General features: G+C 38.3%; 26 protein-coding genes, 1 tRNA gene, 2 pseudogenes and 2 riboswitches. Of the genes and pseudogenes, 2 read left to right on the top strand and 27 right to left on the bottom strand.

Features of this window, described 5'->3' with window-relative positions; all coding sequences use genetic code 11:
* Positions 1 to 95: 95 nt before the first annotated feature.
* The 6 genes from dacB (KSHG_RS06565) to KSHG_RS06585 form a co-directional block, all read right to left on the bottom strand.
* Positions 96 to 1349: a D-alanyl-D-alanine carboxypeptidase/D-alanyl-D-alanine endopeptidase gene (gene dacB, locus KSHG_RS06565; RefSeq protein WP_010303623.1), complete on the bottom strand. Its 1254-nt coding sequence runs from the start codon at positions 1347 to 1349 to the stop codon at positions 96 to 98.
* Positions 1350 to 1493: 144 nt separating this feature from the next.
* Positions 1494 to 2315: a D-alanyl-D-alanine carboxypeptidase/D-alanyl-D-alanine endopeptidase gene (gene dacB, locus KSHG_RS18945; RefSeq protein WP_010303625.1), complete on the bottom strand. Its 822-nt coding sequence runs from the start codon at positions 2313 to 2315 to the stop codon at positions 1494 to 1496.
* Positions 2312 to 2899 carry a D-alanyl-D-alanine carboxypeptidase/D-alanyl-D-alanine endopeptidase gene (gene dacB / locus KSHG_RS18950; protein ID WP_210432973.1) on the bottom strand — a complete coding sequence of 196 codons (588 nt, stop codon included), beginning with the start codon at positions 2897 to 2899 and terminating at the stop codon, positions 2312 to 2314. Before dacB (KSHG_RS18950) ends, dacB (KSHG_RS18945) begins: the two co-directional genes overlap by 4 nt.
* Before the next feature lie 333 nt (positions 2900 to 3232).
* Positions 3233 to 4426 carry an NAD(P)/FAD-dependent oxidoreductase gene (locus tag KSHG_RS06575; protein ID WP_026022525.1) on the bottom strand — a complete coding sequence of 398 codons (1194 nt, stop codon included), beginning with the start codon at positions 4424 to 4426 and terminating at the stop codon, positions 3233 to 3235.
* A 32-nt stretch (positions 4427 to 4458) separates the two neighbouring features.
* Positions 4459 to 4875, bottom strand: coding sequence for a DUF1641 domain-containing protein (locus KSHG_RS06580; protein ID WP_010303630.1), 417 nt, complete (start codon positions 4873 to 4875; stop codon positions 4459 to 4461).
* Positions 4876 to 5283: 408 nt separating this feature from the next.
* On the bottom strand, positions 5284 to 5751 hold the full coding sequence (locus tag KSHG_RS06585; RefSeq protein WP_010303632.1) for an 8-oxo-dGTP diphosphatase: 468 nt from the start codon (positions 5749 to 5751) through the stop codon (positions 5284 to 5286).
* Between the two features lie 108 nt (positions 5752 to 5859).
* Here KSHG_RS06585 and KSHG_RS16285 point away from each other — a divergent pair, with 108 nt between their 5' ends.
* Positions 5860 to 6411 carry a cupin domain-containing protein gene (locus KSHG_RS16285; protein WP_010303634.1) on the top strand — a complete coding sequence of 184 codons (552 nt, stop codon included), beginning with the start codon at positions 5860 to 5862 and terminating at the stop codon, positions 6409 to 6411.
* A gap of 59 nt (positions 6412 to 6470) precedes the next feature.
* On the opposite strand, the gene KSHG_RS18300 is transcribed toward KSHG_RS16285, so the two are convergent.
* From KSHG_RS18300 to KSHG_RS06655, 13 genes are all read right to left on the bottom strand, one after another.
* On the bottom strand, positions 6471 to 6644 hold the full coding sequence (locus KSHG_RS18300) for a hypothetical protein (RefSeq protein WP_010303636.1): 174 nt from the start codon (positions 6642 to 6644) through the stop codon (positions 6471 to 6473).
* Between the two features lie 221 nt (positions 6645 to 6865).
* Positions 6866 to 7044, bottom strand: a riboswitch (cobalamin riboswitch).
* A 60-nt stretch (positions 7045 to 7104) separates the two neighbouring features.
* On the bottom strand, positions 7105 to 8418 hold the full coding sequence (locus tag KSHG_RS06600) for a DUF2252 family protein (RefSeq protein ID WP_010303638.1): 1314 nt from the start codon (positions 8416 to 8418) through the stop codon (positions 7105 to 7107).
* A 128-nt stretch (positions 8419 to 8546) separates the two neighbouring features.
* Positions 8547 to 8696 (bottom strand): hypothetical protein, encoded by a 150-nt coding sequence (locus tag KSHG_RS18540; RefSeq protein WP_026022526.1) that lies wholly within the window; start codon positions 8694 to 8696, stop codon positions 8547 to 8549.
* A 100-nt stretch (positions 8697 to 8796) separates the two neighbouring features.
* Complete coding sequence (locus KSHG_RS06610) at positions 8797 to 9240, bottom strand: hypothetical protein (protein ID WP_010303642.1); 444 nt, start codon at positions 9238 to 9240, stop codon at positions 8797 to 8799.
* A gap of 103 nt (positions 9241 to 9343) precedes the next feature.
* Positions 9344 to 9417, bottom strand: a tRNA-Arg gene (locus tag KSHG_RS06615).
* Between the two features lie 83 nt (positions 9418 to 9500).
* The gene (locus tag KSHG_RS06620; protein ID WP_010303645.1) at positions 9501 to 9995 is read right to left on the bottom strand and encodes a metallophosphoesterase; all 495 of its coding nucleotides are present in this window, start codon (positions 9993 to 9995) and stop codon (positions 9501 to 9503) included.
* A 19-nt stretch (positions 9996 to 10014) separates the two neighbouring features.
* Entirely contained in the window at positions 10015 to 10605 is a 591-nt protein-coding gene (locus tag KSHG_RS06625; protein ID WP_010303647.1) for an XTP/dITP diphosphatase, read from the bottom strand.
* A gap of 86 nt (positions 10606 to 10691) precedes the next feature.
* Positions 10692 to 11489, bottom strand: a complete 798-nt coding sequence (gene racE, locus KSHG_RS06630) for a glutamate racemase (RefSeq protein ID WP_010303648.1) — start codon at positions 11487 to 11489, stop codon at positions 10692 to 10694.
* A 16-nt stretch (positions 11490 to 11505) separates the two neighbouring features.
* On the bottom strand, positions 11506 to 11958 hold the full coding sequence (locus KSHG_RS06635; RefSeq protein ID WP_235728348.1) for a MarR family winged helix-turn-helix transcriptional regulator: 453 nt from the start codon (positions 11956 to 11958) through the stop codon (positions 11506 to 11508).
* A 58-nt stretch (positions 11959 to 12016) separates the two neighbouring features.
* The gene (locus tag KSHG_RS06640; protein ID WP_010303651.1) at positions 12017 to 12466 is read right to left on the bottom strand and encodes an acyl-CoA thioesterase; all 450 of its coding nucleotides are present in this window, start codon (positions 12464 to 12466) and stop codon (positions 12017 to 12019) included.
* 129 nt (positions 12467 to 12595) lie between these two features.
* Complete coding sequence (sdhB, locus tag KSHG_RS06645) at positions 12596 to 13375, bottom strand: succinate dehydrogenase iron-sulfur subunit (protein WP_010303653.1); 780 nt, start codon at positions 13373 to 13375, stop codon at positions 12596 to 12598.
* On the bottom strand, positions 13365 to 15119 hold the full coding sequence (sdhA, locus tag KSHG_RS06650) for a succinate dehydrogenase flavoprotein subunit (RefSeq protein ID WP_010303655.1): 1755 nt from the start codon (positions 15117 to 15119) through the stop codon (positions 13365 to 13367). Before sdhA ends, sdhB begins: the two co-directional genes overlap by 11 nt.
* 44 nt (positions 15120 to 15163) lie before the next feature.
* Complete coding sequence (locus KSHG_RS06655) at positions 15164 to 15778, bottom strand: succinate dehydrogenase cytochrome b558 subunit (RefSeq protein WP_010303656.1); 615 nt, start codon at positions 15776 to 15778, stop codon at positions 15164 to 15166.
* 271 nt (positions 15779 to 16049) lie between these two features.
* On the opposite strand from KSHG_RS06655, the gene KSHG_RS06660 reads away from it, so the two are divergent.
* Positions 16050 to 16466, top strand: coding sequence for a YslB family protein (locus KSHG_RS06660; protein ID WP_010303658.1), 417 nt, complete (start codon positions 16050 to 16052; stop codon positions 16464 to 16466).
* A 178-nt stretch (positions 16467 to 16644) separates the two neighbouring features.
* On the opposite strand, the pseudogene KSHG_RS16290 reads toward KSHG_RS06660, so the two are convergent.
* The 8 genes and pseudogenes from KSHG_RS16290 to KSHG_RS06700 all read right to left on the bottom strand — a co-directional run bounded on the left by KSHG_RS16290 (position 16645) and on the right by KSHG_RS06700 (position 25574).
* Positions 16645 to 17875: pseudogene (locus KSHG_RS16290) on the bottom strand (aspartate kinase).
* 110 nt (positions 17876 to 17985) lie between these two features.
* A riboswitch (Lysine riboswitch) is annotated at positions 17986 to 18167 on the bottom strand.
* A gap of 60 nt (positions 18168 to 18227) precedes the next feature.
* Positions 18228 to 19999: pseudogene (gene uvrC, locus KSHG_RS16295) on the bottom strand (excinuclease ABC subunit UvrC).
* Positions 20000 to 20110: 111 nt separating this feature from the next.
* Positions 20111 to 20425 carry a thioredoxin gene (trxA, locus tag KSHG_RS06675; protein ID WP_010303665.1) on the bottom strand — a complete coding sequence of 105 codons (315 nt, stop codon included), beginning with the start codon at positions 20423 to 20425 and terminating at the stop codon, positions 20111 to 20113.
* Between the two features lie 142 nt (positions 20426 to 20567).
* Positions 20568 to 21545 (bottom strand): electron transfer flavoprotein subunit alpha/FixB family protein, encoded by a 978-nt coding sequence (locus KSHG_RS06680; protein ID WP_010303667.1) that lies wholly within the window; start codon positions 21543 to 21545, stop codon positions 20568 to 20570.
* Between the two features lie 37 nt (positions 21546 to 21582).
* Positions 21583 to 22356 (bottom strand): electron transfer flavoprotein subunit beta/FixA family protein, encoded by a 774-nt coding sequence (locus KSHG_RS06685; RefSeq protein ID WP_010303669.1) that lies wholly within the window; start codon positions 22354 to 22356, stop codon positions 21583 to 21585.
* Between the two features lie 23 nt (positions 22357 to 22379).
* On the bottom strand, positions 22380 to 23153 hold the full coding sequence (locus tag KSHG_RS06690) for an enoyl-CoA hydratase (protein ID WP_010303671.1): 774 nt from the start codon (positions 23151 to 23153) through the stop codon (positions 22380 to 22382).
* Between the two features lie 49 nt (positions 23154 to 23202).
* Positions 23203 to 23784, bottom strand: coding sequence for a TetR/AcrR family transcriptional regulator (locus tag KSHG_RS06695; protein ID WP_010303672.1), 582 nt, complete (start codon positions 23782 to 23784; stop codon positions 23203 to 23205).
* Between the two features lie 77 nt (positions 23785 to 23861).
* Positions 23862 to 25574, bottom strand: coding sequence for an AMP-binding protein (locus KSHG_RS06700; protein WP_010303674.1), 1713 nt, complete (start codon positions 25572 to 25574; stop codon positions 23862 to 23864).
* Positions 25575 to 25610: the final 36 nt, after the last annotated feature.

The following is a 25610-nucleotide window of genomic DNA, read 5'->3' on the forward strand; positions in this document are numbered from 1 at the left end:
TATAAATAAGTATACACATTTTATTTTTTATTGTGCCACAATTTGTAGAAATAGAAAAACCTCACGTATACGTACGCGAGGTTTTTCTTCTGACATTAATTTTTTACGATCGTTCGGTAAATTTCATCAATCGCTGAACGAGAACTCCCTTTCGTTAAGACGCTAACGACGACTTTTTCTCCATCACTTTTCGTCACATAACCGCTCAGTGTATTGACGCCTTTGTCGAGTGTTCCTGTTTTCGCATGAACACGTCCACTCACAGATTTCAAACGACCATTTAACGTACCACCCGTCAGCCCTGATTTACCGCCTACAGGTAAGCTGTTATAAAACGTTTTATAGTAATCTTTTTTCGTTTCTTGATACAAATATTTAGATAGTTGCGAAGCAGTCACTTTATTATTATGTGACATACCTGAACCATCTTCAAACTTCCATTTTTTTGAGTCTACTTTGTTTTCTTTAGCATACGACTTCATCACAAGAACACCGTTCGCATTCGTTCCTTTTTTCTCATATATTGAACGACTCATCGTCTTAACGAGAACATCAGCTATCGCATTATCGCTATATTTCATAAAAGGATAAATAATTTGAGACAACTTCGGTGAACGATTTTCAACTGCTACTTTTGCTGTTTTCGGTGTTTCTTTCACTTTATATGTGTTTTTAGAAAGTTTAATTCCTTCTGCTTTTAATGCCGCAACGAAGGCCGCTAACGTATAACTTGTCGGATTGCCAATAGGTATACGTCGACTGCCGCTATACATTGTCCCCGTTCCGTAATTGTCATTAGGTGCTAACGTTAAAGCAGATACTTTCGCTCCGTAGTAATAAGGTTTGTCAATTTTCAATATACCTGGCGCATAATAGTTACGATCAAACCACGTATCATCACCATACACGTTGCCCTTTACTTTTTTAATGCCTTGATTTTTTAATTTTTTCGCCATTTTCTTTAAATGTTTCTTTTGTAAACTTGGATCTCCTTCGCCTACTAAGTAAACGTTCCCGTCCAATGTACCGCTTTTACTTAACTTCCCTGTCGTCTTAATTGTCGTCGTAAAACGATACTCTTCGCCAAGTGTACTAAGCGCAGCAGTTGCCGTTAAAATTTTCATATTCGATGCGGGCGTATACAATTTGTTGCTGTTGTAACTGAAAAGCATTTTTCCAGTTTTTGCATCACGAACCGCAATACCTTCAGAACCTGCTTGTTTAGCTAATACAGTTAGCTTTTTCTTCCCAGCTGCATTAATTGTTGCTGCACTTGCGTCAATTGTCGTTGAAGCGAACAGCGCACTCGTTAATAATGTACTCATCGCCAATAATTTTATCTTTTTCATCGTTCCACTCCCTTTTGTAATAGTATAAAAATTTTACAATTAGGAAATATATCAACTATTTGATATTAGTAAATAAAAGGATAAAATGGTAATTAATAACGAAAAAATGTGGATAGAGTATTGAAATACACCATCCACATTTCCTTATTTTTCATTAATAATCGTCTTAACGAGCGAATCAATCGTTGATGTCGTATTCGTATTCGATGTTAAGATTGAAATAATGACTCGATCTCCATCTTTTTGTTTCACATAACCACTCAGCGTACGAACGCCATTAATAGAACCTGTTTTTGCTTGGACGCGATTTTTCAAAGTAGTCGATGTGAAGCGATGTCGTAAAGAACCGCCGACCATACGCGCTGAGTTCCCACCAACTGGCAAGCTCGTTAAATACGATTTATAATACGTATCTTTTTGTACATCATACAAAAATTTCGTCATCGTCGACGTCGTTACTTTGTCTTGACTCGATAAACCTGAGCCATCAATAAACGTCCATTTAGTAGCCGCAATTTTTTTCGTATTCGCATAGCGGCGTATTGCTTTCACACCTGCTGCGTTCGTACCCGTCTTATACATTTTTTGTCCCATTGTTTTCGTCAATGTATCCGCAATTCCATTATTGCTCAATTTCATAAATGGAATTAAAATCTCCGATAACTTCGGTGAATAATCTTGTTTTACGAGCGTCGCTTTTTTCGGTGTCGCTTTTAATTTATAAGTAGTGTTACTTAATTTGATTCCTTGTTTTTTAATTTCATCTGTGAAAACCGTCATCGTATGTTTCGTCGGATCGTCTACAGATAACCATTTCGAAACAGTCTTACCCGCTGCTACAGTTCCTTTCACGACAATTTTATTCGTACCATATGTTCTTGAAATAGATAGTCTAGATGAAGAGCCTTTTTTTGTTGTTACCGCTTGGTTCACAACTTGCAAATGCCCTTTTGCACTAAATGTCACTTTCGGTTTTTTCCTACTGTCGTACCTGTTGCGTACGTAACGACAACCCCTGTATCATAGTCGCCATTCGGTGAAATCGATAATGCTGAAACAGGCGCCCCGTAGTAAGTAAGGGAATCTGCTTTATTAATTCCCGGTGCTAAATATTTTTTATCAAACCACGTGCCATCACCGTAAATGGTTCCGTTAATTTTTTTTATTCCTTTTGCTTTTAACTGTTTTGCGAAAATCGTTAAATCTGCTTTATGAAACGTTGGATCCCCTTGTCCTTGTAAATAAACGTCTCCATTTAAAGTACCGGTCTTCGTAATTGTACCGGTTGTATGTAATTTCGTCGTGAAACGATAGTTCTCACCTAAAGTTTTTAATGATGCTGCAGCTGTTAAAAGTTTCATATTAGAAGCTGTTGACATCATTTTTGTTGGGTTGTACGAATACAATATTTTTCCCGTTTTAGCATCTCGTACACTAACAGCTGTTTGCACATTTGTCGATTTTAATAACTTATTCATTTTTACGGCTGCGACTGGATTTAACACATCTGCAGACTTCTTCGTTGTCGCTATTGCATCTACTTCCAACATCGGACTAATCATGAGGAAGGAAGCAAATGTCCCCGCGACGATTTTTTTAAATAACTATTCATTTATTTGCTCTCCTTAGTAATTGTACTTTTAATTATAGAGGTAAATATGGAAAAAGTTACATTACTTTTTGATTACATTTATAAAAAAAGAAAAATAATTAGGAATAAAAGGATAGTAACTTTTTAAAGAAAAGGACTTTATATACACCACTTTGTCCATACTTAATAAAAAACTGTTTCTACACATAAAAAGAAGGTATGAATAAAATCATACCTTCTTTTATCGTGCAACTATATTGTATTGTACGTTAGTAATCACCATATTTTCGGCTTAGTAAGCTAAACCGTAAAGTGCTTTAATATGTGATAAGTAACGGATATTTGATGCTTCTTTCATTAATGAAGCGGTTAATCCTTTTAGTTCTGTATTGTTGCCACCTACTGTTGCCACGCCGTCTTTACGACCTAATGACGCTAATGTACCTGAGTTAACAGGTGCGAAAGCTTTCATGTCTTTGCCATTTAAATAAGCGAATAAGTTGTATCCAACTAATTCACCCATTTGCCATGCGTTTTGTGCTGTTGGTGGGTATGGACGATCTGTTTCTTTGTTTGCGCCTGGTGCGTATGCAGCTGCTGCATCCCCTACGACGAATACGTCTGGGTGTGAGTCTGATTGTAAGAAGTCGTTTACGACTGCTTTTCCGCGGTTACAAACTAAGCCAGCTTGTTCAACGATTGGATATTGGGCTACGCCACCTGTCCAAACGATTGTGTTTGCCGTAATTTTTTGACCATCTTTTAATGATACGACGTTACCTTCAACGCCTGTTACAGGAAGACCTGTTAAAAATTCTACGCCACGATCCGCAAGAGATTTTGTCGCACGTTCAATTAATGTTTGTGGTAATACAGGTAAAATACGAGGGCCTGCTTCCACTAATTTCACGTCTAATTCTTCTGCTTTTACGCCGTATTTTGCAGCGATTTTCGGCATGTTGTCGATGATTTCACCAACAAGTTCGACACCTGTTAAACCACCACCACCGATAACGATGGTTGCATCGGCTTTATCGCCTGTTTTTGCGTATGATTCAATTTTAGAAATAATGTGGTTGCGTAAGTTGTTCGCATCTTCCACTGATTTTAAAACGAATGAATTTTCTTCAAGTCCTGGGATACCGAAGTAACCTGTTTTAGAACCTAGACCGACAACTAATGCGTCGTATGATAATGTTTCACCATTGTCTAATTTCACTGCTTTTGCGTTCACGTCGAATGAATCAACTTTCGCAATTTTTAAGTTTACGTTTTTGCCGCGGAATAATTTTCCTAAGTCAAACGCTACCGCTTTTTCAGAAATTGTACCACCTGCTAGGCGGTGTAATTCTGTAATGATTTGATGTGTTGGGAATTGGTTAACAACCGTTACTTCCGCTTCGTTCGCATTAACATATTGACGTACAGTTAAAGCAGAAAGGACGCCGCCGTAACCTGCACCTAAAATGACGATTTTTTTCATTATTTAAACCTCCATGATACTCAGTGTTTGAATGATTAGTGTTCTTTGTTTTCTTTGCTTACTTCTAAAAATGCGTTCACGAAACGTAATGTTCCTTGAACTTGTGGATCTTTTAACATTTTTAATAAACCGAAAACGCCTACTTGTTCGTGGCTAACCGCTGCACGATCTTTTGCTTCGATTGCTGTCGCAGCAAGACCTTTTGCTGATTTAACAACAGGTCCAACGATTTCAGTCGTTGCGCTTACCATATCGTTTTTGAAAACTTTATCTGTTGCTAAGCTTTGGGCAACATCATACGCTTTCGTAAGTGTTGTCATCATTTCTGTTAATTTTGGAAGTTCATTCACTAAAGTTGTTAGTGATTGTTGTACTTCCGGGTTTAATAATTGGTCAAGTACGTCTTGTTGTTCTTTACTTACAGATTGTGATTGAGTAGTCTGTTCTGACATATCCAATTCTCCTTTACAATAACTATTTCTGTTAATTTACAATTTATGAATAGTAGCTTGTCCCACAAGAACAATCGTCATCATACATTCATAGTCATTCATTGAAAAATAACTACTTACTTCGGACACTTCCTGTTCAGAATATTCTCACTAATAAAGTAAGCCCTTCATGGACATACGATGATAAATTGTCATTAACAAATCTCACTACAATCTTACCATATATTAATAAGAAAAACATTCGGAAAAAGTGAAAGAGTATTTTGAAGATTGAACGGTTCGAAACCTCATTAAGAAGTATACACCTGTCTGAAAAACTTCTCTATTAAAAGAAATAAAAAAAGATGTAACGGCGTCAGAATGTTCGTATCTCTCTAAATTTCACATCAAAAAAGCGATCAAAACACTTTATAAACGATATATACGCGTATGTTCCATTAGTTGCTGCTCGTCGTCCCATTGTTCATGTATTTCAAATGTACCTGCTTCAAAAAATAATGGAAATCTCCTTCTAAACCAGTCTTGCATCGGTAATTTCATCACGTCTTCGATCGCAACCCAATGCAAACTTCCTTCTGGTGGATTTTCTAATAAAGTTCCTTCGAATTGTGTTGCCACATAATTATAAACGGTGTATCGATAATTATTTTTCGTATCGGAATATCCATCAATCCCTTTGAACTGTATGTTCGTAACACGTAATCCGGTTTCTTCATACACTTCTCGAATCGCCGCTTCCGACATACTTTCCGGAAACTCTACCTTCCCACCAGCTCCAACATAACCAGGAAATCCTCTTTTTTCTGGCCGATTAAGCAATAATACTTTTCCATCTTTTACGACTAAGCACATCGTATACAATTCTGTTTGAATCATGGTTTCATCTCCTTATAAAAATTGTAAAGAAATTCATTTATATTTGCAAAGCTATTTTAGTTCCTTTATCATAGGAATTAAGACTTAAATTTAAAAAGGAGTTATTTAATGACAAATTCTATCGCAAAACACCGATTTACAGGTGAACAAATCACATTTTTAGAAAGTAGCGTTGAACATTCTTTAATAGAAGTAACGTTACCTCCGATCGGAGATGGCCCACCATTACATAAGCATGATCAATATCGTGAAACATTTACCGTCGTTTCTGGAACGTTAGAAGTAACGATTCAAAAAGAAACGTTTACATTAACAGCTGGTCAATCCGCTACAGTGGAATTAAATCAGAACCACCGTTTTACAAATACTTCAGACGAACCGGTCACATTCCGCGTTGACTTAACACCAGCATGTGATTTTGAATCGGCTGTTCGCATTCACTACGGTTTAATGGACGATGGTTATACAGACGAAAAAGGAACACCGATTAATAGCGCTCATTTAGCAGCCATTTTATATTTGCAAAACACGTGGATTGCAGGTATTCCAATCGGTATTCAACGTGCCGTTGCTAAGTTTTTAATTCGCCGTGCAAATCGTAAAGGACAACTCGACCTTTTAGAACGTTACGCAAATATTTCTACTATTAAATCACTTTAATACAAATTAAAAAGAACGCGCAGCTCATGCACGTTCTTTTTATTTACTTCTACATTTCATTATGCGCCTACTAACTCACGTTGCACCGTTTGATATGCTTGTGCAATCGCTGTTGCATCATTCGGATATTGTTCTTCTAGTGCCTTTTTCATTTCATATAAACTGTTAAATTGTAAAGAAACTTGATTGTTCATAATAAGTGCCCACAGTTGTTCAACAAAATCTGTATTCATCTTTTTTCCTCCTTTGATACATAGCCAAATAAAAAAACGCCATTCCCTTTAGAGAAATAGCGTTCGATTTTATGCAAATTCAAATAAACGAAAATAATTTCGTAACCGCCTGATTTTAACGCAACTAAAAAAGGGTTCTTGAAAAGTAAAACGAAGAAACCTTATTGCCTTCAGACTTTTCTAAATCGCACAAAACACCACCTATCTCCACGTAGGTATTTGGTGTGTACTAAAGTATGGCAGGTCTCCTGGCTCGTATTCATCGTCTTTTATGCCTTCCCGAATAATCAGTGACATCGTTATAAAAGACTCCTACTTACAGTTGCGGGACAGCGTTGGATTTTCACCAAACTTCCCTTTTAAGCTTACTCTCGTAAGCACCATCTTCTCACACATATGTAGTTACTTTTATTTTATCATAAAAAAAGAGAGAAACAGAAAAACATTCTCTCTTCCTTCTTCAATGTAAACGCTGAATCAGCTTTTGAAAAATCTCAAAATCAACTTTCACTTGTTGTTTGTATAAAAAAGCTATTCTACTAATCGTCCTTGTAAAACGCTCTGCATTTTTCATTGCTTTCATAATTTCTTGTTCACTATGCGTATATGTCGTTGTCGTCAAGACTTCTGCACGAGCATGAATTTTTGCGGCAACTTTCGCCATGACTTCAAGTGTCTTTTCATAATCCTTCACCGTTTTCAATTGCTTCGGCTTCACTTTCTTTTTAAAAGGTGAACGTTCTCGAATGTAATATTCTTTCGTTCCAATTGTCGTATAGCCTAAATATGGATCTTCTAAGTGATGCATCGCTTTTTGTGTCGCTACGACACGTTGTCCTTGATGTGCATACAATTCCCAAAACGGCTCGTTGTACGGTAAAAAATAAGCTGGAACAGGTGGTCTTGCTTCTTTCATTTCTAAAACCAATGTTCTCGTGCCACTCGCATCCTGTACACCTTCCACTAAAATATAATATCGTTCCAACCCAATAGACGCAGTTCCGGATCCAAATTTCAAAGCAATTTGACCAATTTTATAAGTGACTTTCTTGTCCATGAAAATCGTTTGAACATATGCTTCTATTACACGGCGCACCGCTTGTTCTTGCGCTCCATGTAACACCTTAATTTCATCACTTTCGTTAAAAACAAGGTGTCCATCGCTATCGATATACGTTAAATCGGTTACGAATTGTTCTTGTTTCTTTCTTTCTAATTTTTTTAATATTTTTTTAATCGGTTTTTTCGTATTTTTGGCTGTATAAGACATTGTGACCGGATTTTCTTTTCCTGTTGCGAAACGATCGATTTGTGCATAATATGTGTATAAAAAATGTTCAATTAACGCGACTTGCTGCTTTTCTTCCACTTGTTCAGCATCTGTATACAGTGCAATACTAACCGCCATGCGTACGAGGTCGTACATGTAAGAACCTACATAGCCTTCATCAAAATCATTTGCATCGTAGACGATGTCACCGACTTCATTTTGGAAACATCCGAAGTTATCCATATGCATATCTCCTTGGATCCAAATAGGCTGTGTCGTCGTTCGATCATACAACTCCGGGAATTTTGATACGTCATAGTAAAATAAATACGCACTACCTCGAAAGAAACGATAAGGACTTTCTGCCATTTTCTCATATTTCGACTGGCGACTTTCACGAGACAATTCCATTCTCTCCACATCAAATTCATGTAAAATGGTTTCCATCACATGCTCTCTTAATGAACGTCTCGTTTCTTGCACTTTTTGAACATCAATTTTCATACTAAGCACCTCCTGTCATCTTTTACCCATTATTTTAAAAATACATACTCACATCCCAATTTATTTTCCAGGAAATAGTATCTCTACACGCATAAAAAAAGAGAAGGCGGTCGCCTTCTCTAACATAATTATTTTTGTTCTTTTTGTTGTTTCTTTTTCAAATAGGCAGCTTTTATTTTTTCAATCTGCTGCTTTTTATCGAATTGGGCTGGCTTTTGCTTCTCATGAAACTTCGTTACAGCAACTTGGCCTTTCGTATCTAATTGATATTTTCCCACGTAATTCACCTACTTTATATAACGTTCTCCTTTAATATCATATACTGTCTTCTTTAAAAACGAAAGAAAGAAAAAAAGATGTCTCCGAAATTACATACTTTTACTGACCCTTTTCGAGCAACTTCTTCGTTTTCTTATCGTAAATTTCATATGCGATACCGAATGCATGATCTTTCGTCACTTTCAACGTGCAATCATATACGACTGCCGGACCATATGCCCTCAGTTCAGGTTTATTTCGAAAAGTAAAAGATTCATTCAATTCAACGATCGTCACGACTGGTTCCGAATGGCGTCTCCCGCTATTTTGGTCAATCGTGCAGCTACCATTCACCTCAACGAAATCTTTGAATACGATGGCTTTCAAATCCGGAACCGTCATCCATAAAAGAACGATACCTACTATAAAAAATAAACCTGTTTTTAAACTAGATAAAATCGAAATAGATCGGTCTTTTATACAAAAAATAGTGTATATGATCGTACCAACAAATAATAACATACCGATTAAAAATAACGTATAAAATGTAAAAATAAAATTCACTCCATTACTATGCTACTTTTAGTATACCGTAAGTAATAGCAAAACAAAAAACACCCCAAACTCTTATCACTAAGAATTTGAAGTGTTTTTTGTTAAACCTTGATGTCCCAGGAGGGATTCGAACCCCCGACCGACGCCTTAGAAGGGCGTTGCTCTATCCAGCTGAGCTACTGAGACGTTATAGTGACGTAATCTCTTACGACACTATTTATTATACAAAAGGTTTTTTATAACGTCAATATGTTTTTTTAATATAGAATTTAAATTTTTGTTTCGACGACTAATTGATGTTGTTCATCTAAAAATCGGATCGTATACGATGTACCTTCTGATTCGATGACCGCATACGTTTTTTCTTTGCGTCCTCTCGGCAAACGTAAGCTTCCTGGGTTCACAAATAGTACATGATCTACTAGTTCTGCACCTAAGACGTGTGAGTGCCCGAAAAGCACAATATCAGCGCCAACTTCTTGCGCGCGAAAGGCTAGAGGCGTTAACGTCGATTTCACGCGGAATAAATGCCCGTGCGTCATCCAAATGGTTCGTTGCCCTAAAACTTTCACTTCTTCCGTCGGGTACGTGACATCTGCATCGCAATTCCCTCTTACACGAATGCATGCTCGTATTTGCTCATCTTCATAAGGAAGTTCACTATCTCCACAATGAAAATAAGCATCTGCATCTGGATGTGCAGCAATAACTTGTGGAATAATCGTGCCATCTCCATGCGTATCACTCAATACGACAATTTTCATAATTAGATCGCCTCGTTTCTTATAATTGACCTTCTAATTTTTCTGTTAAAAGACGTAATGCATTGCCTCGGTGAGAAATAGCCCCTTTTTCTTCTGCCGTTAATTCGGCAAGTGTTTTACCTAATTCAGGAACGTAGAAGATTGGATCGTATCCGAAACCATTTTCTCCACGACGTTCGCGTAAAATTCGACCTTCACAGTAACCTTTTACCGTCATCGTTTTAAAATTTGGTCCTGTAATCGCTAAACAGCATGTAAAACGTGCTGTACGCTCGTCGTCCGGCGTGTTAGCAAGATTAGCTAATACTTTATCCATATTCGCTTCATCATCGTGATCACCTGCATAACGTGCTGAATACACACCCGGTTCTCCGTTCAAAGCATCTACCATTAAACCACTATCATCTGCAATCACGAGTTGTTGTAAGTCTTGTGCAAGTGCTTCTGCTTTCAATGTCGCATTTTCTTCAAACGTTGTGCCTGTTTCTTCGATATCCATGGATGGTGCTACATCAAACAACGTTTTCACTTCATATCCTAGTGGACCAAAAATCGCTTCAAAATCACGTGCTTTTCCTTTATTCTTCGTTGCAATAACTACTTGTTTCAAATTAGTTCCTCCTAAAAAAAGAGCTGAGGTTACGATTATCGCAAGCCACAGCTCTTTCATGATCATTTTAATAGATTCGAGACCATTTATTTTAGCGTAACACGAGCCGCATCTACTTGTTCTAATGGCAACCAGTTCGTCGCAATCTCTTTAAAGATTGGAAGTGAACCTGTCGCAAAAAATTTGTGATGGGGTGACTCTTTTGCTGTACGCTCAATGCCTTGGAATTTTAAAATTTCTAATGTTTGTTTTGCTGTTTCAGTAGCAGATGATACGATATGTACCTGTTCCCCCACAGCTTTTTGGATTAAATCTTTAATGATAGGATAGTGTGTACAGCCTAAAATTAACGTATCAAATCGCGCTTTTTTCAATGGTTGCAAAGATGTCTTCACTAAATCAAAAGCAAAATCTCCCATATATTCGCCACTCTCCACTAATGGTACGAGTGGTGGACATGCTAAAGAAGTAATGTTGCTTGATGAGTAAAGAGAAGCAATCGCATTTTCATAAGCTGCGCTTTTTACCGTTCCTGCCGTTGCAATCACTGCAATATCATGCGTTTCCGTCGCTTTTATCGCTGCTTGTGCACCTGCATTAATCACGCCAATTACGGGGATTTTGCTATGCTTTTGCAAACTTTCAAGAGCTACGCAAGTCGCTGTATTACAAGCAATTACGAGCATTTTAATACCCATCTCGACTAGTTTATCCGCCATTTGCCATGTAAATTTCACGACTTCTTGTGGCGTTCTTGGTCCGTATGGGCAACGTGCTGTATCACCGATATAATAAATTTCTTCATTTGGTAAATAGTGAAGCATTTCTTTTACAACGGTTAAACCACCAACACCTGAATCAATCACTCCGATTGGAGCATTCACGCTAACCGCCTCATTCCTATTTCATTTCTTGATGCATCTTTGATAAATATTTTGATAAAGCCAAAATATCTTCGTGTCCAAAATCATCGACGACATCTTTTAAATAGCGTTGTCTCTGTTCAACTACTTCTTTAATAATCTTCTCGCCTTTTTCAAGCAATTGGACACGTACGACGCGACGATCTTTCGTATCTCGTTCGCGAATGACTAAATCCTTTTGCTCCATACGATCAATTAAATCAGTAGTCGTACTAAACGCTAAATACATTTTATTCGAAAGTTCACCAATTGTCATGTCCCCAAGCTCATCTAACCATTGAAGCGCAATAAATTGTGGTGGCGTTATTGTGTAATTACTCAAAATTTCGCGGCCTTTTTGTTTAATAATACCGGCAATATGTCGTAAATCTTTTTCAATTGCATCAATACTTGCAGTCAAATCATCTTGTGGCATCCAATTCACTCCCATAAATCTGTATACCCCTTATTTTGACTTCAAATATAGCAATTAGCAAGCTATTTCTATATTAATTAACCGGGATTTGTAACGATTGTAATTGCTTTTCTGAAAATGGGAGTGATTTTCCTGTTTCCTTATTCATTTGTACGGCTGTACTCGTTCCTGTAAAGCATATTTCACCTTTGCGTAATACGACATAATGCATATCAACAGAAGAGCGTCCTACTCGAGCAACTTTACAGCCTACTTCCAACTCATCATTAAAATACGCTTGTTGTATATAATCACAATGTAAATTCGCCATTACTGGAATGCCGACGATGCCTGGTTCTACTTCCTGCTCCATCAAATTGTTCGCAATCATATAATTCGTTCGAACTTGTTCAAAATAAACGAAAACAACCGTATTGTTTACGTGCCCAAATAAATCTGTTTCTGAAAAACGAACATTAATCTTCTCAAAATAATGAAATCCTTTTAACCATTCTTCTACATTACCAATATAACTAGGAATCATTGTAACCCCTCCATTTTATGAATAGTCGTTCATTTTATAATAATACCAATATCTACTCGAAAATGCATTATTTTACTACAATAAAAAAACAGCCTATCCAAAGATAGGCTGTTAAAGCGTTCGAAACGACTAGTCGACCATATGGTCAGAACCGAAGAAGTTTTTGAACATTTGAACTGTTGCAGCACGGTTAAGTGAAGCAATAGAAGTTGTCAAAGGAATACCTTTTGGACAAGCTTGAACACAGTTTTGAGAGTTACCGCAGTTAGCAAGACCGCCGTCTCCCATAATTGCATTTAAGCGTTCGTCTTTAATCATTGCACCAGTTGGGTGTGTATTAAATAGACGAGCTTGAGATAAAGGAGCTGGACCCATGAATGAAGAGTGATCATTTACGTTAGGGCAAGACTCTAAGCAAACACCACAAGTCATACATTTAGATAATTCGTAAGCCCATTCACGTTTACGTTCTGGTAAACGTGGACCTTCACCTAAATCGTAAGAACCATCGATTGGAACCCATGCTTTAACTTTTTTAAGTGAATCGAACATGCGAGAACGATCGACTTGCAAGTCACGTACGATTGGGAACGTGCTCATTGGTTCTAATGATAATGGTTGAGTCAATTGATCAACAAGAGCTGAACATGATTGACGTGGACGACCGTTGATTACCATTGAACATGCGCCACAAACTTCTTCTAAACAGTTCATGTTCCATGCTACTGGAGTAGTTTTTTTACCATCACGAGTTACTGGATTTTCACGAACTTTCATAAGAACAGAGATAACGTTCATATTTGGACGGTATGGTACTTCGAATTCTTCCCAACGTGGAGTTGCATCTGGACCATCTTGACGTTTGATTTTAACAACGATTGTTTTTGATCTGCCATGATTAGTGTGCACCTCCTGTATAGTCACGTTTACGAGGTTTGATCATAGAGCAATCAACTGCTTCGTAAGTGATTTCTGGTTCGAATGACGGAGTGAATTTTGCAATTGTAGTTTTTAAGAAGTTCTCATCATCACGTTCTGGGAAATCTGGTTTGTAGTGTGCACCACGAGATTCATTACGTAATAATGCCCCTTTCGTAATAACGTTTGCTAATGCGAACATATTACGTAATTGACGTGTAAATTGAACACCTTGGTTAGACCATTTAGCTGTGTCATTGATGTTGATGTTGTTCCAACGTTCTTTGAATTCAGCTAATTTGTCTAACGTATGTTGTAAGTCTTTATTGTAACGTACAACTGTTACGTTTTTAGTCATGATTTCACCAAGTTCTTTGTGTAGAAGGTAAGCATTTTCATTACCGCTATCCATTTTAAGAACTTCATCCCATTTAGCTTGTTCTTCACGAACAGCTTCATCATACATTTTAGATGGAAGGTCTTCAACGTGTTTGTCTAAACCTTTAATGTATTTCACTGCGTTAGGACCAGCAACTGTACCACCGTAAATAGCAGAAAGTAATGAGTTAGCACCAAGACGGTTACCACCGTGTTGAGAGTAATCACATTCACCTGCAGCGAAACAGCCAGGGATTGATGTTTGTTGTTCGTAATCTACCCATAGTCCACCCATTGAATAGTGAACGGCTGGGAAGATTTTCATTGGTACTTTGTGTGGATCGTCACCAACGAATTTTTGATAAATCTCGATGATACCACCAAGTTTAACATCAAGTTCGTGTGGATCTTTATGAGAAAGATCTAGGTAGACGACGTTTTCACCGTTAATACCAAGTTTTTGGTTGATACAAACGTCGAAGATTTCACGAGTTGCTACGTCACGAGGAACTAGGTTACCGTACGCAGGATATTTTTCTTCTAGGAAGTACCAAGGTTTACCGTCTTTGTATGTCCAAATACGGCCACCTTCACCACGAGCAGATTCTGACATTAGACGTAATTTATCATCGCCAGGGATTGCTGTTGGGTGAATTTGGATCATTTCACCGTTACCGTATTTAGCACCTTGTTGGTATACGATAGACGCTGCAGAACCAGTGTTGATCATTGAGTTTGTAGATTTACCGAAGATGATACCAGGGCCACCAGTTGCCATAACAACAGCGTCACCACGGAATGCACGGATTTCATGAGTTGAAAGGTTTTGAGCTTTGATCCCTTTACATACACCATCTTCATCAATAACTAAGCCTAGGAATTCCCAGCCTTCGAATTTTGTTACTAAACCTTCAACTTCCCATTTACGTACTTGTTCATCAAGTGCATATAGAAGTTGTTGACCAGTAGTTGCACCAGCGAATGCTGTACGGTGATGCATTGTACCGCCGAAACGACGGAAATCTAAAAGACCTTCTGGAGTACGGTTGAACATTACGCCCATACGATCTAATAAGTGGATAATACCAGGTGCTGCTTCACACATTGCTTTTACTGGTGGTTGGTTCGCTAAGAAGTCCCCGCCGTATACAGTATCATCAAAGTGGATCCAAGGTGAGTCACCTTCACCTTTCGTGTTAACGGCACCGTTCATTCCGCCTTGCGCACATACAGAGTGTGAACGCTTAACTGGAACTAATGAGAATAATTCTACTTCAGTGCCCATTTCAGCAGCTTTCATTGTAGTCATAAGGCCGGCAAGACCGCCACCAACGACTAAAAGTTTGCTTTTCGCCATGTTTTTTTTCACTCCTCGTTCAGATAGTAGTTAGCGTATTATTATTAGCCTCTAAAAGCTAAAATCGCCATTACGCCTACTACAGATAACAATACAAAGATAATCATTGTAATCCAAGTTACAACTTTTTGAGATTTTGGAGATTGTGTAATACCCCAGCTTACTAAGAATGACCATAGGCCGTTAGATAAGTGGAATGTTGCTGCAATAATACCAACGATGTAGAAAATTAGCATACCAGTGCTAGTTACTACGTCTGACATTAAATTGTAATCGATTGTTGCATCGGCAATCGTTTTTTGCAAACGTGTTTGCCAAATGTGCCAAGCGATAAAGATCACTAGGAAAATACCTGTGAAACGTTGTAATACGAAGAACCAGTTACGTGTAGTACCAAAACGGTTTAAGTTTGGTTTTGCAGTGAATGCAATATATACACCATAAATTGCGTGGAATAGTAATGGAATGTAAATAACAACCCATTCAATAATTCCTAGGAAAGGCAGGCTTTCCATTCCTTCAGAAAATTTGTTAAATGTTTCTGCACCTTTTGTTGCAGAAAAGTTAATAAATAAGTGCACCGTTAAGAACAGACCTATTGGAATTAAACCAAGTAGTGAATGTAATCGACGCCAGTAAAACTCTTGTTCTTTCGCCAAGACTGTTACCCCCCTTAGTACTTAAAGCTGTGCATATGAATATTAACCATGCTTAGGTACAATGCATGGTTTTACTACACGCTTTATCATGGTACAATATTATGACAAGTTCATTGTACTCTCATAACTATAGAGCGTCAAGGAAACCTGCACATTTTCGACACATAATAACTATGTTCGAATCGCTGTAATTCAGTATGATTAGCTGTTTCAGCTAATATTTTACTTTATTATTCAAAAAATAGACAAATTTTTAGAAAGAAGTGGTTCTATGACTCAAAAAATGCCACAAGTCGTCACCGCATTCGGATATGAAATCGTCCGAGATCATCTCTTATCTTCCGTTCTAGGAAAAAATGAACATGAAATTTTATATTGGGCAGGTAAAGAACTTGCACGAAAATTCCCTGCTTCTAACTTAGAAGAAGTAGTTCAATTTTTTGAAGATGCAAGTTGGGGGACACTCATTTTAGAAAAAGATGCTAAAGACCAAGCCTTTTATGCATTAACAGGATCTGAAAACTTATTACATATCACGCAACGTTGTTTCCGTTTGGAAGCTGGTTTTTTAGCACAGCAATATCAACAAATGAATGGTTTCCTAACAGAATGTTCAGAAGAAAAACAAACGAAAAAGAATCAAATTTCTTTACACGTAAAATGGGATTTAAAAGACCCGGTTGCTTAATACTTTGCAACGATGAAAAAGAGCATCTCTCGTCATTTGAAGAGGTGCTCTTTTTTTATCGAATTCTTTCAATTGTTTTCAGAAACTTTTACTAGCAATGAAAATGAAGATGAAAAAATTTTCAATATTTTCAATATATAATAGAAGGAACTACTGTTTTTCATCCATTTTCATTTAATTATTGTAAAACATGTTCTTTCGCTAAATCAAACTCATCGTGCAGTGCATTCGCTGCTTTCAACATATCTTCTACGTTCGTAACGACGGATACTTTAATCTCAGACGTGCTCACCATTTTCACACCAATACCTTCTCGATATAGGCGATCAAACATTTTCGCTGCAACGCCGGGGTTTGAAATCATCCCTGAACCAACAATTGAAACTTTCGCTAAACTCGCTTCATGTTCTACGTAAGAGTATCCAAGCGTTTGTTGATTTTCTTCTAACACTTGAAGCGTTTCTTCTAATTGATCTGCTTTGACAGAGAATGAAACCGCTGGATGCTGTTGTTCTGTAATCGACTGCACGATAATATCGACATTAATATGATTTTTTAGCAAGCGTCGTAAATATGTTTGCTAACGTTCCTAAATAATTATCATTGTAATGTACCGTCATTCTCACGATATTTTTTTCAAATGCAATCCCTCGCACAACTAAGTTTTTTTCCATCGTAACTTCCTCCTTCAAAAGCGTTCCTTCTACATCTTCATAACTTGAGCGAACCGTCATCGGCATTTGATGATTTTTAGCAAACTCGACGCTTCTCGGATGTAGTACCCCGGCGCCTAGATTAGCTAATTCTAACATTTCATCGTACGTAATCTCTTGTAACTTACGCGCTTGTTTGACGTGACGAGGATCGCTCGTATAAACACCGTCTACATCCGTATAAATTTCACAAAGAGAAGCTTTTAATGCCGTCGCAATCGCAACAGCCGTCGTATCTGAACCACCACGCCCTAGCGTCGTAATATTCCCCTCTTCGTCAATTCCTTGGAAACCAGCAACGACCGCAACACGATTATGTTGCAATGCACCTTCAATTGCTTCCGTATTCACCGCTTCAATCCGTGCATTACTCGGCACACTCTCTGTTAAAATACCTGCTTGCCACCCTGTAAAAGATTGTGCATCAATCGATAAGTTGTGTAAAGCCATCGTTAAAAGCGAAATTGTCACTTGTTCACCTGTCGTCAATAAGACGTCCATTTCACGCTTAGAAGGAACGCTAGAAATTTGTTCTGCCATCGCCACGAGATCATCTGTCGCTTTCCCCATAGCAGAAACGACAACGACGATTTGATTACCTGCGAGTACTTGCTTCTCGATTTTTTTTGCGACGAGTTGAATTCTTTCCGTTGTCGCTACGGACGTACCACCAAATTTCATAACAATTGTTGTCATTCATTTCTCTCCCTACATACTAGAATATGTTGGGCAGTCACATGATGCATTAAAAAAAGGCGACCATAAGTGGGCCGCCTTTAGCATGTAAGTTCATCGTTCGAACATTCATGTGTGATAGCCCTCCAAAGCCTTTCGCTCTGACAATTCTACATTTCTTAAATGTAGAACCAACAGTTAATAATGAATAGATTATTAACCATTTCGGCGGCCTCCCCTTTCTCCATTTTTCGTCAGCTCTATTCCAGCTTCCAAATGGGTACTATTTGAGTTCCGCGCCTCTATCATCACTGTGATTAGTAGTGATTTATGTTGGTGCATTAAAGATACCATAGCATTTTCAAAAAAACAATTACTTTTTCAGAAAATACGCAATTATCGTACTAGCCAGTTTTTCAGGTATACCAGCTTCTTTTAATTGCTCGCTATTCGCTTCCTTAATTTTTTTATCGTTCCGAAATGACGAAGTAATTGTTGTTTCCTTTTAGGTCCTACACCTGGTATATCATCTAAAACAGACGTAATCGCATTTTTTTGATGCAACTGTCTATGGAACGTAATCGCAAATCGATGGACTTCGTCTTGAATGCGTTGTAATAAATAAAACGCTTCACTATTCCGTTTAAGCGGTACAATTTCTGGTGGCATACCATATAATAAATTCGCCGTTTTATGTTTTTGATCTTTCGCCAGCCCGACGATTGGAATGTCTAGTCCTAATTCATCTTCCAACACTTCCCGAACAATTTCCATTTGCCCTTTCCCACCATCCGTTACGATTAAGTCTGGCAGTGGCAAATGTTCTTTTAATACGCGCGTATAACGACGACGAACGACTTCTTTCATCGCACCATAGTCATCGTGCGCTTTCGCTGTTTGAATTTTAAATTTACGGTATTCTTTTTTGTTCGGTTTACCATCTTCAAATACGACCATGGCTGAGACCGTATCCGCACCAAATATGTGCGAGTTATCAAACGCCTCAATACGCAAAGGCGTTTCAATTGCTAACGCTTCGCCAAGTTGGTCGATTGCACCAATCGTTCGCTCCTCTTGTCTTTCGATTAATTTAAACTTCTCATCAATCGCATTTTGAGCATTTTTAATTGCAAGGTCCAACAATTCTTTCTTTTTCCCTTTTTGAGGCTTCAATACAGGAATCGTAATCGCTGATTGTAATAAGTCCGTATCAATTTCAGAAGAAACGAGCACTTCTTTCGGTAAAAGATGACCTGCTTCGTAAAAGCGTGCAATGAACGTAAGTACTTCTTCTTCCGGCTGTCCATATGTTGGGAATAAAGACACTTCTCTTTCAATGAGCTTCCCTTGGCGTACGAAAAACACTTGTACACAAATCCACCCTTTATCTACTGCATAGCCGAATATGTCTCGATCTGTAAAATCATTCAACATAATTTTTTGGTGTTCTACAACTTTTTCGATGTGCGCAATTTGATCTCGATACTCTTTCGCCCGTTCAAAATCCAATTTTTCAGAAGCTGCGAGCATTTTGTCGGTCAGTTGAATTTTAACGTCATCATGACCACCTTTTAAAAACTGTGTCATTTCTTGAATCATCTCATCGTACGTCCCTTTCGGAATGTCTTTTACACAAGGAGCTAAACATTGTCCAATATGATAATACAAACAAACCCGGTTCGGCATCGGATCGCATTTACGTAAAGGATATAGACGATCGAGTAATTTCTTCGTTTCCGCAGCCGCATAGCCATTTGGGTACGGACCAAAATATTTACTTTTATCTTTTCGTACTTTACGTGCAATAAGTAAGCGCGGTGCTTTTTCATTCGTAATTTTCAAATATGGATACGTCTTATCGTCTTTCAACATAATATTGTATTTTGGATCATATCGTTTAATTAAATTTAATTCGAGTAAAAATGCTTCTTTATTTGAAGACGTGATAATGTATTCAAAATCAACAATTTCACTTACGAGACGTTCCGTTTTCGTATTGTGTGACCCTGTAAAATACGACCGCACACGATTTTTCAATACTTTTGCCTTCCCGACGTAAATAACCGTACCTTGGCGATCTTTCATTAAATAACAGCCTGGTTGGTCAGGTAAAATGGCCAGTTTTTGTTTTAATAAATCATTCATTTTTTCACCTCTATACAAAAAAACGGAAGTGTCGCACATGCCTTCACAATAACTGTAAAAAACAGGCGCAATCACCTCCGTTTATCAAATTAAGACGCTTACGCGTTTAAATTATGCGTTTTTTTCAACGAAAGCAACTAATGCTTCTTTCGGTTGGTAGCCAACTACTTTGTCTACTAGTTCGCCATCTTTGAATAATACTAAAGTTGGAATTGACATAATACCGTATTCTGAAGCAGTTTGTTGGTTTTGGTCAACGTCTACTTTTACGATTTCTGCTTTTCCTTCGATTTCAGGTGCTAGTTCTTCAAGAACTGGCGCGATCATTTTACATGGTCCACACCAAGTAGCCCAAAAGTCTACTAATACTAATCCTTCTGCGATATCTTCTTTGAATGATGCATCTGATGCATGTTTAATTGCCATAATAATATTGCCTCCTCGTATTTCATTACCGAAAGTGTAGCATATTTCTTTAGCCCTAGCGACTATTTTGCTTGAAATTAAGATAAAATAAGCAAAAATAAAAAACTACGCAAATGAAAATTTTCACTTGCGCAGTTATTTTTTATGCGTTTACTTTTAATGCTTTTACTTCTTCAATTAAAAGTGGCATTACTTCAAATAAATCGCCAACGATACCGTAGTCTGCAACGTTGAAAATATTCGCTTCTGGGTCTTTATTGATTGCTACGATTACTTTTGAGTTAGACATACCAGCTAAATGCTGGATAGCGCCTGAAATACCGACTGCGATATATAAGTCTGGTGTAACAACTTTACCTGTTTGACCGATTTGTAGTGAGTAATCACAATATTCTGCGTCACATGCACCACGTGATGCACCGACTGCGCCGCCAAGAAGATTCGCTAGTTCTTTTAATGGCTCAAAGCCTTCAGAACCTTTCACGCCACGACCACCAGAGACGATTACTTTCGCTTCTGATAAATCGACGCCTTCTGTTGACTTACGAACGACATTTTTCACGATTGTGCGTAAGTTCGTAATGTCTACGGCTAAACTTTCTGCGGCACCTGTTTTTGAAGCATCCGCTTCAAGTGGTGTAATATTGTTCGGACGAACAGATACGAGTAATGGTGAGCTTTGTGATTCTACTTTTTCAAATGCTTTACCAGAGTAAATTGGACGAATGAATTGAGCGCTATCGCCTTCACCTTCAATTTTTGTTACATCTGAAATTAAGCCAGCTTCTAATTTAGCTGCGACTTTCGGTGATAAATCTTTCCCAAGAGCTGTATGGCCGAAAACAATTGCCTCAGGACCTTCTTGATCGATTACTGCTGCAAGTGCTTGACCGAAACCATCAGAAGTATAATGTTGTAGATGCGGGTGTTCTACTGTAATGACGCGATCTGCACCATGTGCGAATAATTCACCTGCTAAGCCATCTACTGATTGGCCAAATAATGCTGCGACTACTTCACCGCCGCCAGAAATCGTTTTACCTGCTGCGATTGCTTCGAATGATACGTTACGTAATGCGCCTTCTCGTGCTTCTGCTAAAACAACTACTTTTTTTGACATTTGGAATTCCTCCCATCAATTTGTATGCTCAGTGTGATTAAATTACTTTCGCTTCAGAATGTAATAATGATACGAGTTCTTTCACTTGTACTGAAAGATCGCCTTCAAGAACACGTCCTGCTGCTTTCGTCGGTGGAAGGAAAATTTCCACAACTTTTGTTTTCGGTTCTACATCGTCTTCATCGATGTCTAAATCATCTAATTCAAGTTCTTCAAGCGGTTTTTTCTTCGCTTTCATAATCCCTTGAAGTGATGGATATCTTGGTTCGTTTAATCCTTGTTGTGCTGTTACTAATAAAGGTAATGCTGATTCGATTTCTTCTGAATCCCCTTCAATGTCGCGCACAATTTTCGCTTGATTACCTGATACTTCAAGAGAAGTAATGGTCGTCACATAGTTAATACCTAAAAGTTCAGCTAAACGTGGTGCTACTTGACCTGAACCACCATCGATTGCAACGTTACCGCCTAAGATCAAATCAGCTTCTTTATCTTTTAAGTATTCTGCTAAAATAGCAGAGATTGTATATTGGTCTAAATCATCTAAATCTTCTTCAGCATTAATTAGAACGGCTTTATCTGCACCCATTGCAAGTGCTGTACGCAACTGTTTCTCAGAATCTTCATTTCCAATTGTAATAACTGTTACTTCGCCGCCTGCTTCATCGCGAATTTTAATCGCTTCTTCGATTGCGTATTCATCGTATGGGTTGATGATGAATTCTGCCCCATCTTCTTGAATAGCTCCTCCGTTAATAACGATTTTTTCTTCCGTATCAAAAGTTCTTTTTACTAATACAAAGATGTTCATAATCGTAAACCTCCCTATGTGTATTATTGCCCCTTAAACACTGGCTTGCGCTTTTCTATGAACGCTGTAATGCCTTCTTTTGCGTCTTCCGTTTGGAAACATTGAGCAAATTGTTTTGCTTCTGATTCCAACGTTTCTTTTAGATTCGGCGCATCGCCTAAACGTAATAGGTCAATTGCAGCTTTCAAAGCGAGTGGACTCTTTGCAGCCATTTTTTGAGCTTGAGCCATCGCTCGTTCAAAAATTTCTTCTTCTGGGTAATGCGCATTTGCAAGTCCCCATTGCACTGCTTCCTCACCCGTTAAAGGCTCGCTCGTAAACATCATTTCTGCTGCTTTCGCAAGCCCTACGTGGTGTGGTAAGCGCTGTGTACCGCCGTATCCAGGGATAAGGCCAAGGTTTAATTCAGGTAAGCCAAGTTTTGCATTTGTTGCGACATATCGGATATGGCAGCTCATGGCTAATTCCAAACCTCCACCTAGCGCTGCACCATGAATGGCAGCAACGACAGGTTTCTCGAATGTTTCAATTTTTCTGAAAATTTTATGCACAGACATGGTTCTCTCATGCATGTCATCGAGCGTTTTCACTTGTGTAAACTCTTTGATGTCTGCTCCTGCTGAGAAGAAACGTCCTTCTCCTTTAATAAGAACAACACGTGTATCCGCATCTTTTTCAAGTGCCTCAAACACTTCATTAAGTTCCACGATGAGCGAATAATTCAAAGCGTTTGCAGGCGGTTTTTCAATCGTAACAATTGAAACGTGCCCATCTCTCGTTAGTTGTAGTAAGCTCATTCGCTTTCCCTCCTAATATGTAACAACGAAGCCGAAGCTTCGTTGAATACTATGACTTAATACCATTCAGTAACAGTTCATAAACGTTAGGTGCAATAGCGAGTAAATCGAATTTCTGATCTTTCATCACCCATGAAGTTGTAATTTCATCGATAGAACCAAAAATACATTGTCTCGCCAAACGAATGTCCATATCCTTTTTGAATTCCCCACTTTCAACGCCTTCTAAAAGAATTTGATCAATCATCATCAAATAGCCTTTTAAAATGTCGTTAATTTGTGTGCGAACTTCTTTATTAGATTGACGTAATTCTAGCTGCGTAACGATTCCAAGATGTTTGTTATCCGTTTGAACTTTAAAGTGACTTTCAATCATCAGTAACAGTTTTTCAGAAGCGGTGTGATCTGCACTCAATATGCGTGACAGTCGCTCTTTAAATACTGCCATTTTTTCTTCAAAAACGGAGATTAAAATATCCTCTTTATTTTTGAAGTATAAATAAATTGTGCCATCGGCAACGCCAGCTTGCTTCGCAATCTTCGAAACTTGTGCCTGATGATAGCCGTTTTCTGCAATGACAATCACTGCAGCATCAATTATTTGCTTATACTTCGGCTTGTCTTTCTTCACTTTATATCACCACCATATCCGAAAAATGAATGGTTATTCATTCACATCTTTATGATAAATGTTCACGATCTATTTTGTCAAGCGAGGTTACCACTTTGTTTCGCTTTTTCTTCATCGACTAATTGACGGCGTAAAATTTTACCGACAGCTGTCTTCGGTAACTCTTCTCTAAACTCATATATACGTGGTACTTTATACGGAGCTAAATTTTTTCGACAGTACGTATTCAGCTCATCGTTCGTAGCTGTTGCCCCTTCTTTTAACACGATAAATGCTTTAACCGTTTCCCCTCGATATGGGTCTGGTACGCCAACAACGACACATTCTTGTATCGCTTCATGTTCATACAATACTTCTTCTACTTCTCGTGGATAAATATTGTAGCCACCCGCAATAATAATATCTTTCTTCCGGTCGACGACGAAGAAATAGCCATTCTCGTCCATATAACCCATATCACCTGTTAACAACCAGCCATCGCGTAGCGTTTGCTCCGTTTCTTCCGGTCGATTCCAGTATCCCTTCATAACTTGTGGTCCTTTAACGCACAATTCTCCAACTTCTCCGATAGCTAATTCTGTCATCGTTGAAACGTCCATAATTGCTGCATCTGTATCTGGCCACGGTACCCCTATAGATCCTTTCACACGCGTATCTTCAAATAAGAAGTTACTATGTGTTACAGGTGAAGACTCGGTTAAACCATATCCTTCTACAAGCTTGCCACCTGTCACCGCTTCAAAACGATCTTGAATTTCTACTGGTAACGGTGCTGAACCACTAATACATGCTTTGATAGATGACAAATCATATTTTTCTAAATCTGGATGATTTAAAATGCCAATATAAATTGTCGGTGCACCTGGGAACAACGTCGGATGATGCTTGTCGATTGTTTTCAACATTTCGGTCGCATCAAACTTCGGTACGAGTAACATTTTGAACCCCATCATAACGCTTAACGTAAGAACAGTCGTCATCCCATATACGTGGAAAAACGGCAACACACCCATCACGACATCCGGTTCGCGCTCCTCTTCTGGAATATGATAATCCGTCGTCCATAACTCGCATGACTGAACGTTCGACACGATGTTTCGATGCGTTAACATAACGCCTTTCGGGAATCCTGTCGTTCCGCCTGTGTATTGTAATAATACGAGATCATTGTAAAAATCGAATTCCGGATCTTTCGGAAGAGCGGTAGCAGAAGCGACACGTAATATTTCGGGGAATAGATGTGTATTCCCTCCGTGCTTCACTGCTACTTTGAAACCGTATTCTTTTTTCTGTATGAACGGATATACGAGATTTTTCGGGAACGGCAAGAAATCTTTAATGCCTGTCACGACAATATTTTGTAAATCCGTATCTTTCCAAACTTTCATAATACGTGGATATAAAATATCCAATGTCACAATCAGTTTTGCCCCTGAATCTTTTAACTGATACGCAACTTCTCTTTCTGTATACAATGGATTTGTCATCACGACGGTACATCCTGCATACATCGCACCGAAGAAGCTAATTACTGCTTGCGGTGTGTTCGGTAACATAATCGCTACTCGGTCCCCTTTTTGTAACCCTAAATCTTTTAAGTAATTAGCAAATTTATACGCATACTCTCGTAACTCTTTGAAGCGAATATCTTTCCCCATAAAATGAATCGCCACATTGTCCGGTGTTCGATCGGCTACTTCAGTTAAATATTGTTGCAAAGGAATTTCACGATACTGCAGTGAAGTTGCCATTTGCTCCGGATAATTTTTCAACCAAATTTTTTCCGTCACTTGCGCCACCCCTTTGTCATAAATTGTTAAAAACTT

It is taken from the genome of Kurthia senegalensis (assembly GCF_000285595.1).
In the GTDB taxonomy this organism is placed as follows: domain Bacteria; phylum Bacillota; class Bacilli; order Bacillales_A; family Planococcaceae; genus Kurthia; species Kurthia senegalensis.